Here is a 13,986-nt window from a genome sequence, read left to right as displayed (position 1 = left end):
AATGCAGCGCCATGTTGAAGCTATTCCGTTTCATGAAGCCTTACCGCACGGCCGTTATTTTCACGCTCGTCCTCGTGTTTCTCCAAACGTTGTCCGACCTGTATCTCCCGACGCTTATGGCCGACATCGTCGACCGCGGGGTGGTGACCGGCGACACGGGCTATATCTGGCGAATCGGCGCGCTCATGCTCCTGATCGCCGCGCTCGGCGGCGTCTGCGCGGTCGGCGCCAGCTATCTGTCGGCTAAGTCCGCCGGCGCCTTCGGCCGCGATCTGCGCAGTCGCGTCTTCGCGCACGTCGAGCAATTCTCGTTGAACGAGTTCGACAAAATCGGCACCGCGTCGCTCATTACGCGAACGACGAACGATATTACGCAAGTGCAGATGGTGCTGACGATGTTGATGCGCGTCATGGTCATGGCACCGCTCATGTGTATCGGCGGCATCATCATGGCAATGTCCAAGGACGTGAAGCTATCCCTCGTCATCGTCAGCGTCGTGCCGGTACTGGCGATTATTATCCTCCTCGTCGTCATGCGCAGCATCCCGCTGTTCAAATCGATGCAGACGAAGATCGACAAGCTGAATCTGGTGCTCCGCGAGAACCTGACCGGCATCCGCGTCATCCGCTCCTTTAACCGCACCAAGCACGAACAGCAGCGGTTCAATGCGGCGAACGAAGATTTGACGCAGACGTCCATCGCGGTCAACCGGCTGATGGCCGGCCTGATGCCGATCATGATGCTCGTCATGAACCTCGCCAGCATCGCGATTATCTGGTACGGCGGCAAGCGCATCGAGGCGGAGGGCATCGCCGTCGGCGATCTGATCGCCTTCATTCAATATGCGTGGCAAATCATGTTCGCGCTGATCTTCGCCTCGATGATGTTCGTCATGGTGCCGCGCGCTTCGGCTTCCGCCGCGCGCATCCAGGAGGTGCTCGACATGCAGCCGGCGATTCAAGATACGAGTGCCCCCCGGCCGCTGCCTGCACAAGCCGGTACGGTCGCGTTCGACAACGTCACCTTCTACTACCCCGGCGCCGAAGTGCCCGCGCTCTCGGGCCTTACGTTCACGGCCGAGCCTGGCAAGGTCACGGCGATCATCGGCGGCACCGGCTCTGGTAAGTCGACGCTGATTCACCTGATCCCGCGCTTCTATGATGCGTCCGAAGGCACCGTGCGCATCGGCGGCGAGGACGTACGCCGCCTCTCGCAGGAGCAGCTTCGCGATACGATCGGCCTCGTCCCGCAGAAGGCGCTGCTCTTCACAGGCACGATCGCGGAGAACATTCGCTTCGGCAAGGAGGACGCCACGGACGAGGAGATCCGTCATGCGGCCGCCGTCGCCCAAGCGGCCGACTTCATCGGCTCCATGCCGGAAGGCTACGATTCGCACCTCGCCCAAGGCGGCACGAACGTCTCCGGCGGCCAGAAGCAGCGGCTCTCCATCGCCCGCGCGCTCGTCCGAAGGCCGTCCATCTACCTGTTCGACGACAGCTTCTCCGCGCTCGACTTCAAGACGGACGCGAAGCTGCGGGCGGCGCTGAAGACCGAGACGACGGACGCAACGCTGATCATCGTCGCGCAGCGGGTGAGCACCGTCATGGACGCCGACCAGATTATCGTGCTCGACGAGGGCAGGATCGCCGGTATCGGTACGCACCGCGAGCTGTTCGCGGATTGCGAAGTGTACCGCGAGATCGTCTTGTCGCAGCTGTCCGAGGAGGAGATCGCATGAGTGAACAACAACGCGGCGGCGCGCCCGGACCCGGCGGTCCGCGCGGCGCCGGCAAACCACCACAAGGCGGCATGGGCCCCGGCAGCTTCGGCTTCGGACCCGGCCGCGGCGGCCCGGCCGGCATGGGCATGCCGGTCCAGAAGGCGAAGAATTTCAAAGAAACGCTGCGCCGCCTGATCGGCTACCTGAAGCCCTATCGCGGCAGACTCTTGGTCGTCTTGCTGACGGCCGTGCTCAGCACCGTGTTCTCCATTCTCGGCCCGAAAATTATGGGCAAGGCGACGACCGAGCTGTTCGAAGGCTTGATGGGCAAAATCAAAGGCGTGCCCGGCGCGGCCGTCGATTACGGCTATATCGCGGATATTCTGCTCGTGCTGGCTGTCCTTTACGTCATCAGCGCCTTGTTCAGCTATATTCAGCAGTACGTCATGGCCGGCGTCGCCCAGCGGACGGTCGCCGGCCTGCGCAAGGACGTGAACGAGAAGCTGGAGCGCTTGCCGCTCAAGTTCTACGACTCCCGCACGCACGGCGAGATTCTGAGCCGGGCCGTGAACGACGTCGACAACATTAGCAGCACGCTGCAGCAGAGCTTGACCCAGTTCATCACCTCGATCGTCACGCTCGTCGGCGTCATCATCATGATGCTGACCATCAGCCCGCTGCTCACGCTGATTACCATCGTGACGCTGCCGCTCAGCTTCATCGCGATCAAGGCGATCGCGGGCAAGTCGCAGACGTATTTCAAAGGCCAGCAGGCCGCGCTTGGCGAGTTGAACGGGCATGTCGAGGAAATGTACACCGGCCATCCGGTCGTCAAGGCGTTCGGCTACGAGCGCAAGTCCGTCGCGAAATTCGACGGCGTGAACGAGCGGCTGTACCAATCCGGCTGGCGGGCGCAATTCGTCTCCGGCATGATCATGCCCATCATGGGCGTCATCGGCAATATCGGCTACGTGCTCGTCAGCGTCGCCGGCGGCCTGCTCGTGCTGCACCAGCGGATTACGATCGGCGACGTCCAAGCGTTCATCTCGTATTCGCGCCAGTTCACGCAGCCTATTACGCAGACGGCTCAGATCGCCAATATTATTCAATCCACGATCGCATCGGCCGAGCGGGTATTCGAGTTGCTCGACGAGACGGAAGAGATCCCGGAAGCCGCGGATGCTATTGCCATCGCGTCGCACAGAGCCTCCGCAGGCGCATCGGCGGTTCAGGGCGCGGCGGCAGGCGCGCTGGTGCCGCATGGCAACGTGCGCTTCGAGCACGTCAGGTTCGGCTATAAGGAGGACGCGCCGCTCATCGAGGACATGAACATCGACGTCCGATCCGGCCAGACGATCGCTATCGTAGGCCCGACCGGCGCCGGCAAGACGACGCTCATCAATCTGCTCATGCGGTTCTACGAGCTAAGCGGCGGCCGCATCACGATCGACGGCGTCGATATTACGCAGCTGAAGCGCGGCGACCTGCGCAGCCTGTTCGGCATGGTGCTGCAGGACACGTGGCTGTTCAACGGCACGATCCGCGATAATATCGCCTATGGCCGAGCCGGCGCGACCGAGGAGGATATCGTGCGGGCGGCGCGGGCGGCGTACGCCGATCATTTCATCCGCACGCTGCCCGATGGCTATGACACCGTGCTGAACGAGGAAGCCAGCAACATCTCGCAAGGCCAGAAGCAGCTGCTCACGATCGCTCGGGCCATCCTCGCCGATCCGGCCATTCTCATCCTCGACGAAGCGACGAGCAGCGTCGATACCCGGACGGAGACGCATATCCAGCGTGCGATGAACACGCTCATGGAAGGCCGCACCAGCTTCGTCATCGCGCACCGGCTCTCGACCATTCGGGAAGCCGACCTCATCCTCGTAATGAACAAAGGCGCGGTCATCGAGCAGGGCACGCACGAAGAGCTCCTTGCGCAGGGCGGCTTCTATGCCGATCTATACGAGAGCCAGTTCAGCGGCAGACGGCAAACGACGATCGACGCCGTGTAACACCACCTCGAGACAGCCCTATATACGCACTTGTCGTTAACTCCCCTATCCGCTCGCAAGCGCGGCAGGGGAGTTTTTGCGCGTTTGCATGACGTCGGCGCATTCAAAATGAGAAACGCTCGTCATCCGCGTCCGATTGCAGTTGGTGCATGAACACCCTCTCACTGGCCAGCTCGACATTTTTTTCGCATTTAGGTCTAACGGCACCCTGCAAATTTTGTCGAATCAGATATGATGAGTTTAAGATCCCCATAATATGGATATGCAGAAGGACAAGCGTACACCATCGATAGGGAAGCCGGCAAGTCAACGCTTGAATGGGATGGAGTGTGGATGTGATGACCCTCATGAGACAGATCAACTGGGGCATGGTTGCCGCGATCGGGTTCTCGGCAGCCGTGTGGGCGCTCGTCATCTTGCTGATTAGCAAGATGTAGATCGGCGCGGAAGACGAGGATTCGGGCGGCGCTCTTCGCTGCCTGCGGAGCGGCCCTGTAAGCGGCCCTTAGCAACTTTGCTACCCTGCTTACAGGCAAAAGACAACAGGCGGGCACCCTCGGGGCGCTCGCTTGTTGTCGTTCCGGGGTAATCCACCCAAGAAGAGGTGCACATACGACGGCACTTATCCATAGACCGGCAATTCAAAAAAAGCGACCCTCGGAAGAGCCGGCGGGAACGAATCCGTTCCGCCGCCCTCCAAGGGCCGCTTTTGCGTTCTACTCGGAAATAACGCCTGCCGAGATCAGCAGTACGCCCAAAACCAGGATCGGGGCGATATACCGCAGCGTGAACCGCCAGACTCTGTACCAGCCCGGCGTCAGGTCCGCCTCTTCGTAGGCGCCCTTCCATACCCAGCCGGCGAAGATGGTGACGATCAATCCGCCGATCGGAAGCAATACGTTCGAGGAGAGGAAATCCATCCAATCGAAGAACGACTTGCCGCCGAAATTCAAGAAGTCCACGGCACCGCCGACCGACATCGCCGAAGGCAGACCGACCAGGAAAGCGATAATGCCCGTCGTCCATACCGCTTTGGTACGGCTCGTCTTCCACTTCTCCATGACGAACGCGACCGCAACCTCCAGCAGCGATACGGCCGACGTGAGCGCCGCGACCGCCAGCAGGATGAAGAACAAGCCGCCGAACCAGGCGCCCAGCGGCATCGCCGAGAATGCTACCGGCAGCACGACGAAGACCAAGCCGGCCCCCTGCGTAGGTTCCAAATCGAAGGCGAAGGTCGTCGGGAAGATGATCAGTCCCGCCAAGAAGGCGTACAGCAGATCGCCCAGACCGACCGCGAGCGCCGCGCCGCTAAGCGACTGCTTCTTGCTCACATATGCGCCGTAGGTAATCATGACGCCCATGCCGAGCGACAGGGAGAAGAAGGCATGTCCCAGTGCGACGAGAATAGCCGTCGGCGTCAGCTTGCTGAAGTCCGGATCGAGGAAGAAGCTTACGCCTTCCCCGGCTCCCTCGAGCGTCAGCGAGCGGATGACGAGGATGACCAGCAGCACGACCAGACCCGGGATAAGGATTTTGTTAAATCGCTCGATGCCCGAGGAGATGCCCGCCGCGACGACCCATGCCGTCAACAGCACGACGATCAGCTGCCAGAACACCGGCAGCGACCCGCCGATGAAATCGCCGAACGTCGCGCCGAAGTCATTCGACGCGAACAGCTGGCCGGTGAAGGAGAGGTACGCATAATGAAGCGTCCAGCCCGCCACGACCGCGTAGTAGGAGAAGATCATGAAGGAGCCAAAGATCGAAATGAATCCGAATCCGCCCCATGCCTTCTTGCCGGAGAGACGCACCATCGAGGTGGATGCGTTGCCCCGACCGCCGCGGCCGACGGCCATCTCCGCCAGCAGGACGGGAAGTCCCACGACGATTAAACAGATAATGAAGACGAGAAAAAATGCAGCACCGCCATACTTGCCGGTAATGTACGGGAATTTCCACATGTTGCCGAGACCGACCGCGCTGCCGATCGCCGCCATGATGAATCCCCAGCGCGAGAACTGGCCAGCCTTGCCCTCCTGCCCTTCGCTACCGGTGCCATTCGTATTGCCAGAATTAACGCTCATTCGATGCCTCACCTCTTCTGCATAATCTATGTTGTAGTATTACCCAAGGCAAAGCATGTCAATGCCAAGGCGCAACTTGAACATGGTAAAACAGCTTTCAGAAGAAATCAAGCAAATTCGTTTGGCATCTCGGAATCATCTTCTCCAGCCGCGCGGCCGCATCGGCGCTCCCAAGGAGCCGCCCATCCCGCTGCAGCCGCTCCGGCCGCTGGTATCCCATGAACAGCGCCGTCAGGGTCCCAATGCCGCATGAAAGCTCCGGTTCGCCGCCTTGAGTCGCCGTGGCGGGCTTGAGCGACAGGTTCCCTTCCTCATCGGCGCCCAGCTGCCAATGACCGTCGTTCCAAGGTGCGTGCTCGTCGCGAATGCGGAGAGAGAGCGGCTCTCCCGACGTCGCTTCAGCCGGTGCGCGCAGCCCAAGCTGCGCGACGAAAGCCGGCGCGTCGACGATGCGCCCCATGAAATAAGGCACGATCTCCTGGCCGATACGCGGATTCGGCAGCAGATACGGCAGATTGTCGTCCATCGGCGCATCGAGCGTCACCCTCTCGACCATCGAGTCGTGATTCGCGATGAACGTCCACAGCGCCTGCCGCGCGGTCTCGTCCTGGTAGACCATCTCGTTGATTTTGAACGCGCGCTCTGCAATCTCGTACAAGATGTAGCCTGCGGCCTGTCCGCTCTCGTCCTTATACACCGCCGCCAGCTTCTTCTTGCGCCTATAGACGGAATCCTGCCACCATGCCTCCGTGCGTGCGAGCGTGCCGTTATAGCACGCCGCATAGCGCTCGTATACCGCGTTCAGCTCCGCAATGTCGCCTTCCGTGCGCTCCACGCGGCCGCTTGTGGCCACCCGCGGCGGAAGCAGCGCCGTGTCGATCGTATATTTCTTGTACTCCACGTACAGCTCCCATCCGTATTTCCGGTAGAACGGGAATGCGAACGGCGCCAAACAGGAGATCGTTTGGCCGGCCTTACGCATCGTCTCCAGCGCGTGAAGAAGCAGCTCGTTCACATGCCCCTTACGACGTTGTTCCGGCCACGTCGACACTGCCGCAATGCCACCCATCTGGAGCTTACGTCCGTACAAGTAAAGCTCGAACGGAATGATGCGGAGCTGCGCCTCCAGTTCGCCGTCGTTAAACACGCCCCACACCGTCTCCGGCTTGAACTTCTCCCGCTGCCCCTCGCGTTGTTCCGGGGTCAGGTGGAATTGAAACGCGTATTGAGCCAACTCCATGTACAATTCAAACTCTTCGCTTGTTAACTGCCGGATCGGCATGATCGACGCACCTCTTTCGCTGCTTGGCCGCAGGGATTTGTTTACATATTCCTCTAAAATCATACTACAGCTGCCCGCCCCGTAGAAGACAAGTCGCAATTAGTCCGGCTGCCAGGCCCGGCGCCAGGCCGATACCGTTTCCCTCCCCGCGACCGATGGCTGCCCGGAACCGCAGGCGCTATACTAAGGCTACCCCACCCGAAAGGAGCCGATCGGCATGTGCAACCGCGCGCTGCTTGTCATGGATATGCAGCGGGATTTCATCGGAGAGGACGCGCGCATGCCCGTCGATCCCGGTCAGACCCCCGGCTTGCTGGAGCACGTCAACGCGCTCGTCGATGATTTCGCGCAGGAGGGCTCGGACATCCTCTACGTCATGAACGAGTTCTCGCCCTATGATCTCATCGGCAATGTCTTCCGGCAACAGGCCTCCGTCGCCGGTTCGGCCGGCGCAGAGCTCGACGCGCGCGTGCGGCTCGCGGGCAGCCTCCGCTTCGCCAAGCGGCGGGGCAGCGCCTTCTCGAATTCGGCGCTGGCCGGCTACTTGGCAGCGGCCGGCATCTCCGAGCTGGTCATCACCGGCGTATTCGCCGAGGGCTGCGTCTACCGGACTGCGAAGGAGGCGCTGCGCCGGGGCTTCCTCGTGACGGTCCCGCACCAGGCTGTCGGCGGCAGGAACGAGCGCACCCGCGGCCGGGCGCTGGCGAAGCTGCGCCGGATCGGAGCGCATGTCGTCGACCAGCTGTCTTGACAAGGCCCAACACCCGGCCTCATCTTTACTGCCATTGGCTTGCGTCCAGCTACCGCCACCGCCATAACGCGCATCGAACAGCACCGCGCCCGTGCGCAACGCACGCATGACCACCAGCCCCACGCCTGAGACCATGACGCCGAACCAACCAAAAAAGCCTCTTCGATCGTCGACGGCTCTGCCGCGCAATCGAAGAGGCTTTCTATTCATTCCGTATGCATCATCGCCGGCTGAAGCACCTTCGCTTAGTCCCGCTCGTAAATTGACCCCGTCCGGCTCGCGTAGAGTTCGCCATACACCTTCTCCGCGTAAGCGTCCGTCATGCCCGCGATGTAATCCGCCACCATCCTCGGCCATGGCCAGACGTCCTTCTGCCGCTCGTAGCTCTCGATCCAGTCCGGCGGTATGATGAGGCGGCCGGTCGTCTCGTCCTTGAAGCTTTCCCACAGCCGCTGGAGCAGAATTTCGCTGCGTTTCTGCAGCCGCTGCACACGGAAGTCTTTGATCAGCGTCACCCAGGCGAGCTTCTTCAGAATCTCCATCGTCCGCAGCAGCTCAAGATCCTGCTCGCCATCGCGCACGAAGGTCACCTTCTTCCAGCCAGTCGCCGGATCGTCGATGATGCCGACCCGCGCGGCGAACTGGCTCACCCAGCGCGCCTTCATCTCGCGACGGGCGCGGGAGGTCTCCCGGCCGCACGCGTTATAGATCGTCTCCCACTGCTCCAGGTAGAGGGTGAACACCTGGCGCACCATGCCCGCGATGTCGACCTGATCCCAGCCGACCGCGGAATTGCCCTGGTCTTCGACGATTTCCTGCACGGTATGGGCCACGAGGCGGTCGTCCTCGAAGAAGCTGCGGTTCATTTGGATCTTGCCGGCGCGAATGCCATCCTCGATGTCATGGGTCGAATAGGCGATATCGTCGCACAGGTCCATCAGCTGCGCCTCGAGCGTCGCGCAGCCTTCCGGCATCCCCCATTGGTCGCGCAAATAGGCAATGCCGTCCACCCACTCCATTGGGTAGACGCCCTTCATCCGTCCCGGCTCGCCGAGGTTGAACGGGTATTTGTTAATGCCCAGCAGCACCGCGCTCGTCAGATCCAAGCCGCTGTCGCTGCCCGCCCGCTTCTCCAGAAACATCAGGATGCGGTAGTTCTGGGCATTGCCTTCATAGTTCAGCCCATAGTCGGCTGACAGCAGCCGGTGCAGCACTTCCTCGCCCTTGTGGCCGAACGGCGGGTGGCCAAGATCATGGGCGAGCGATGCGCATTCGACGACTTCCGGCTCGATGACCAACCCCGGATGCTCGCGCAGCGCGAGGAACGGCTCGGTCTTGTTGAGCCGGCGGCCCACCTCGCGCGCGATCTGCGACACCTCGAGCGAATGCGTCAGCCGCGTCCGGTAATAATCGCCCGTTCCCGCCCCGAACACCTGCGATTTGCCCTGCAGCCGCCGGAAGGCGGGGGACTGAATAAGTCTGGCGTAGTCCTTCTCGTATTCGTCGCGATTCTCGCTGGAGAATACATTTTCGGTATCGAATAAACGCAGTTTGCGTACGTTCATGGGCATCCCTCTCCTTCTCCGGTGCGCAGTCTTGGTTAGCAGGCGTTACAAGGCGATGCCAAGCTCCTCGCAAACCGATTGCAGCCGCGCCTTCAGCGCTTCCCGCTTGGACGGCTCGGCGAAAGCCGCGTCCAGGCTGTTCCGGATCGTGGCCGCAATTTCTTCGACCGTCAAGCCGCATTGCGCCATCAGCATGGCGTATTCCTTCGTCATCGTCGTATCCGACACGGTCCGGTTGTCCGTGTTGACCGTCACCTTCAGTCCTTGGCGCAAATAATCCCGCAGCGGGTACGACGCCCAGCCCGGGACGGCCTTCGTCTGCATGTTGCTGAGCGGGCACATTTCCAGCGGAATCCCCCGCTCCCGCACAAGCGCAAGCACCCGCCCGTCTTCCTTCAGCCGAACCCCGTGACCGAGCCGCCAAGCGCCAAGGCCGGTCACCGCTTCCTCGATGTTCGCAGCGCCAGCCGCTTCGCCGGCATGGATCGTTACCGGCATCCCGCTCTCGCGCGCCGGGCGGAATAGCTCGTGGAACAACGCCGCCGGATATCCCGCCTCATCTCCAGCCAGATCGACCGCGACGACGCCTTGGCCCTGGAAGCGAAGCGCCGCCGCGATGACTTCCCGGTTCACGGTCTCAGGCTCGTGGCGCATGCAGATCACGATCAGCCCCGTCGCGACGCCGAACCGTTCTTCCCCGCGCTTCAGTCCGCGCAGCGCCGCCGCGATCGCATCGTCGTGGGTCAGTCCTTCGCTGGTATGCAGATGCGGGCCGAAGCGTACCTCCATATAGATGACATTCTCCGCCGCAGCCTGCTCGATCAGTTCGAAGGCGATTCGTTCGATCGACTCGGCGTCCTGCATGAAACGGAGCACGAATTGAAATTTGCTCAAGTATTCAACGAGACTCTCGCACTCGTCCGTCACCTGCATATACGGCAACAGCCCCTCCGCGGTATTGGCGGGGAGCTGAATGCCTTTCCGGGCCGCCAAATCGAGTACCGTCTCGGGCTTCACGCTGCCATCCAAGTGCACGTGGAGGTCGGCTTTCGGTAATGCAGCCAATTGATGTTTCACCGTGTCGTTCACAACCATGTCAACTTACCTCCCATTCAAGACCGCGCTTAATGTATCTTATTCTCGCAGAAGTAACATGGTCATGCAAGAGCGATGGGTGACGAACGGGAAATTTTATCGGACGTTCGAAGGTGCGTCTTTACAGCAGCTTCTCGATCGACGCTTTCATGCTCGCCGGCACGATGCTTGGCTCGAACCGTTCCACGACGTTGCCTTCGCGATCGACGAGGAATTTCGTGAAATTCCATTTGACCGAGTTGTCCGCCGGTTCGTCCGGGGAGCCGGAATACGGCGCTGCTTCGGTCAAGTATTGGAACAACGGGTGTGCCTCTTCTCCGCGTACGTCCGTCTTCGCGAACAGCGGGAACGTAACGCCATAGTTCACTTTGCAGAACGTCTCCACTTCTTCGTTCGTGCCCGGTTCTTGGCCGTTGAACTGATTCGACGGGAAGCCGATAATCTCAAGGCCTTGGTCCTTGTACGTCTCGTACAGCTCCTGAAGCCCCTCGTATTGCGGCGTCAGCCCGCATTTGCTCGCCGTGTTGACGACGACAACCACGTTTCCTTTGAAATCGGCTAACGAGCGGGACTCGCCTTTAATCGTTGTAGCTTGAAAATCGTATAAGTTCGACATGATCATCTACCTCCTGAAAATGTGGATGTTACTCGGGCAGCAGCGTGCGAACGCTTGTCATCCCAAGAATTATGGCCCGTGGATCGGGGCGGCAACGCGCGCCGCGAAGCGTAGCGCTTGACGCCAGACCTTTCGCGTAGGGTGGCGATGGTGCTAAGGCTTGGCGCTCCCGAATCGCCGTGTACGTCGTGACTAGCCTTTGCGCTTGGCGTTGGCCAAGTGTCGTTGACGCGCCCCAAAGCGTAACGTTTGGCGTTGATATTGCCCCCGTTCCATCGCGCCCGCCTCCTGCTATTGCTGCTTCGGGTGATAGGCATTGGCTAACGCCGTTGTCCCACGGGTAATTCCTGCCCGCCTTGCATGCGTCGGCCGTTCCGCGCGGAATAGGCCGGGCCGGATAGCGGATGTGAAGGCATCGGGCGAAGATCCTTACTCCCGCTCTATCTTGCAGCCTGCCAGGGCACTAATCGTCCGGGTCAAGTCATGGAGTTGATCGCGGAGCTTCCCGATCTCCTCCGGCGACAGCTGCGTCTGGCAGAACACGCGCGCCGGCAGGTCCTCCACCCTCGCTTTGAGCGCATGCCCTTGGTCCGTCAGGCGCACGATGACACTGCGCTCATCTTGCGGGTCCCGGGCACGCAGGACGAGTCCGGCCGCTTCCAGCTTCTTGAGCAGGGGTGTGAGCGTGCCGGAATCCAGGTGCAGCCGCTCACCGAGCGTCTTCACCGGAATTTCGTCCTTCTCCCAGAGCACGAGCATTGTCACGTACTGTGTGTAGGTAAGTCCGAGCTCGTCAAGGAACGGACGGTATAGCTTCGTCACCTCGCGCGAGCTCGCGTAGAGGGCGAAACAAAGTTGATTATCGAGAAATAAGAGCGGATTCGCGTCCATGTTCCCCTCCTGTCTGTACATGCTGCCATTGGCCCAATTAAATTTTATACAATTTAATTTTATAGTTACGTTCTCGTGTTGTCAATCTTTTCGAGCCAATAGGAGATGCGAGGTCATCCCGGGTACGACGGGTGCGACGCATAGTTGGTTGCACGGGCGTCTATCGCGAACCATAGAAAAACGTCTGCCGTTCGTTTTCCCCCGCACGCATCACCATTTTATCCCTTTTAGAGCGGAACCATTTGGCCACCATTTTCTGGATACTCGATAGTGCGCTCCCGGTAGCCACAGTATGGCACAGGCGCGTTGAGAATGAGGCAACCTCGCCATCTGGAAAAAGGTGTTTACCACCCGCATCCTCGTCTGCTAAAATGGCACCAGACCAATTGTTAACCACAAAAGTCGAAAGTGGTTAACAATAAACACACACCGCCCACTTCGACGCTCGCCTCAAACATACGACGAGGAGGAACCCGACCATGACGTTAACGTCAACCAGCTGCGATTGGCAGCAGCTTGCCTCCCTGGCGCTGAATGGGCAGCTGCTCACGCCGGAAGAGGGCCTTGCTATTCTGCAGGCTCCGGATGACGAGGTGCTGCCGCTGCTTCATGCGGCTTTTGCCGTGCGCAAGCATTATTACGGCAAGAAGGTCAAGCTGAACATGATCATCAACGCCAAAAGCGGCCTCTGCCCCGAAGACTGCGGTTACTGTTCGCAATCGATCGTCTCCACGGCGCCCGTGCCCAAGTACTCGCTGATGGATAAGGCGACGCTGCTCGCGGGCGCGCGGGAAGCGATGAACCGGCAAGCGGGTACCTATTGCATCGTTGCCTCCGGCAAAGGCCCGACCGAACGCGAGCTGAACCAGGTCATCGAGGCGGTCCAGGAAATCACCGCGACGATGCCGCTCAAGATTTGCGCCTGCCTTGGACTTCTGTCAGACGGCCAAGCCCAGCGGCTCGCCGACGCCGGGGTTCATCGCTACAACCATAATGTGAATACCAGCCGCGCCAACTACGCTGCCATTACGACGACCCACACGTACGATCAGCGGACCGAGACGGTGCGGCGGGCCAAGTCCAGCGGCATGTCGCCCTGCTCGGGCGTCATTATCGGGATGGGCGAGACGGACGACGAGATCGTCGAGATGGCGTATGCGCTGCGCGAGCTGGATTCCGACTCGATTCCGATTAATTTCCTGAACGCCATCCCTGGCACGCCGCTCGCCAATGCCGGACGCACCCCAGCCATGAAGGCGCTCAAGGTGCTCGCACTCTTCCGCTTCGTCTGCCCATCCAAGGAAATTCGGGTCGCCGGCGGCCGCGAGGTGAACTTGCGGTCGCTGCAGCCGCTTGCCCTGTACGCGGCCAACTCCGTCTTCGTCGGCGACTATCTCACCACAAGCGGCCAGGACGTCTCCGACGATCACCGGATGATCGAAGACCTGGGCTTTGAGATCGAACGCTGCGCCCTCTAAAAAACAGAAATGGTTACCTCTTTTTTAAGAATCTGCCTTTAACGCGGTACGCCGCAACGGCAGGCACTGGACGAAACTCCCCGCAACCGCCGATGTGTGACCAAGCATCGCACACTGAAGGCGCGCGGTACGCAAGCGCGCTTAGCACAGCCAATGAATGGCCAAAACACAAAAAGCGCCTCGCTCAGGAACCGTTCAGGTTCCCGGGGAGGCGCTATTCGCGCATGATAGCATGACGTGCATGGTCCGTTTCACGCCAGGTTGAGTCGAAGCCGCCGGCGCCATCTGCGCAACCGTTTCAGCATCCGTATCCCCTCCCGTTCAGGCTGATACGTCCACTTTACCGGTCATGGGTAAGCGCAATGTCACCGCTGCGTTAAGATCCGATTGACGGCAAGAAACCGATGCTCGCTCCCCCGCCGCATTAATCGTATACGTGGCGCTAGTCACCGGTTCGTGGTCAATCCGCCCTGACCGCGAACGCC

Annotated in this window: 10 protein-coding genes; 4 read left to right on the top strand and 6 right to left on the bottom strand. The window is 60.5% G+C overall.

Annotation, left to right across the window (positions count from 1 at the left end; genetic code table 11):
- The first annotated feature begins 11 nt into the window (after nt 1–11).
- On the top strand, nt 12–1,739 hold the full coding sequence (locus tag ACFFSY_RS13105) for an ABC transporter ATP-binding protein (protein ID WP_377494541.1): 1,728 nt from the start codon (nt 12–14) through the stop codon (nt 1,737–1,739).
- Entirely contained in the window at nt 1,736–3,736 is a 2,001-nt protein-coding gene (locus tag ACFFSY_RS13100) for an ABC transporter ATP-binding protein (protein ID WP_377494539.1), read from the top strand. Before ACFFSY_RS13105 ends, ACFFSY_RS13100 begins: the two co-directional genes overlap by 4 nt.
- Before the next feature lie 716 nt (nt 3,737–4,452).
- Here ACFFSY_RS13100 and ACFFSY_RS13095 read toward each other — a convergent pair.
- Together ACFFSY_RS13095 and ACFFSY_RS13090 are read right to left on the bottom strand one after the other, a co-directional pair.
- A complete protein-coding gene (locus tag ACFFSY_RS13095; protein WP_377494537.1) occupies nt 4,453–5,823 on the bottom strand; it encodes a sodium-dependent transporter in 1,371 nt (456 codons plus the stop codon).
- A 97-nt stretch (nt 5,824–5,920) separates the two neighbouring features.
- Complete coding sequence (locus ACFFSY_RS13090; protein ID WP_377494535.1) at nt 5,921–7,105, bottom strand: GNAT family N-acetyltransferase; 1,185 nt, start codon at nt 7,103–7,105, stop codon at nt 5,921–5,923.
- 217 nt (nt 7,106–7,322) lie between these two features.
- Here ACFFSY_RS13090 and ACFFSY_RS13085 point away from each other — a divergent pair, with 217 nt between their 5' ends.
- Nucleotides 7,323–7,856 (top strand): cysteine hydrolase family protein, encoded by a 534-nt coding sequence (locus tag ACFFSY_RS13085; RefSeq protein WP_377494533.1) that lies wholly within the window; start codon nt 7,323–7,325, stop codon nt 7,854–7,856.
- Nucleotides 7,857–8,101: 245 nt separating this feature from the next.
- On the opposite strand, the gene ACFFSY_RS13080 is transcribed toward ACFFSY_RS13085, so the two are convergent.
- The 4 genes from ACFFSY_RS13080 to ACFFSY_RS13065 all read right to left on the bottom strand — a co-directional run bounded on the left by ACFFSY_RS13080 (nt 8,102) and on the right by ACFFSY_RS13065 (nt 12,023).
- Nucleotides 8,102–9,421 (bottom strand): deoxyguanosinetriphosphate triphosphohydrolase family protein, encoded by a 1,320-nt coding sequence (locus tag ACFFSY_RS13080; protein WP_377494531.1) that lies wholly within the window; start codon nt 9,419–9,421, stop codon nt 8,102–8,104.
- Between the two features lie 45 nt (nt 9,422–9,466).
- Nucleotides 9,467–10,516 carry an adenosine deaminase gene (gene add, locus ACFFSY_RS13075; RefSeq protein WP_377494529.1) on the bottom strand — a complete coding sequence of 350 codons (1,050 nt, stop codon included), beginning with the start codon at nt 10,514–10,516 and terminating at the stop codon, nt 9,467–9,469.
- 121 nt (nt 10,517–10,637) lie between these two features.
- Nucleotides 10,638–11,132 (bottom strand): glutathione peroxidase, encoded by a 495-nt coding sequence (locus tag ACFFSY_RS13070; RefSeq protein ID WP_377494526.1) that lies wholly within the window; start codon nt 11,130–11,132, stop codon nt 10,638–10,640.
- Between the two features lie 429 nt (nt 11,133–11,561).
- A complete protein-coding gene (locus tag ACFFSY_RS13065) occupies nt 11,562–12,023 on the bottom strand; it encodes a MarR family winged helix-turn-helix transcriptional regulator (protein ID WP_377494524.1) in 462 nt (153 codons plus the stop codon).
- A 479-nt stretch (nt 12,024–12,502) separates the two neighbouring features.
- On the opposite strand from ACFFSY_RS13065, the gene bioB reads away from it, so the two are divergent.
- Complete coding sequence (gene bioB / locus ACFFSY_RS13060; RefSeq protein ID WP_377494522.1) at nt 12,503–13,501, top strand: biotin synthase BioB; 999 nt, start codon at nt 12,503–12,505, stop codon at nt 13,499–13,501.
- Nucleotides 13,502–13,986: the final 485 nt, after the last annotated feature.

The organism is Paenibacillus aurantiacus (genome assembly GCF_042431225.1).
Taxonomy (GTDB): Bacteria; Bacillota; Bacilli; order Paenibacillales; family Paenibacillaceae; genus Paenibacillus_Z; species Paenibacillus_Z aurantiacus.
This window is presented reverse-complemented; position numbering and strand designations above follow the sequence as displayed.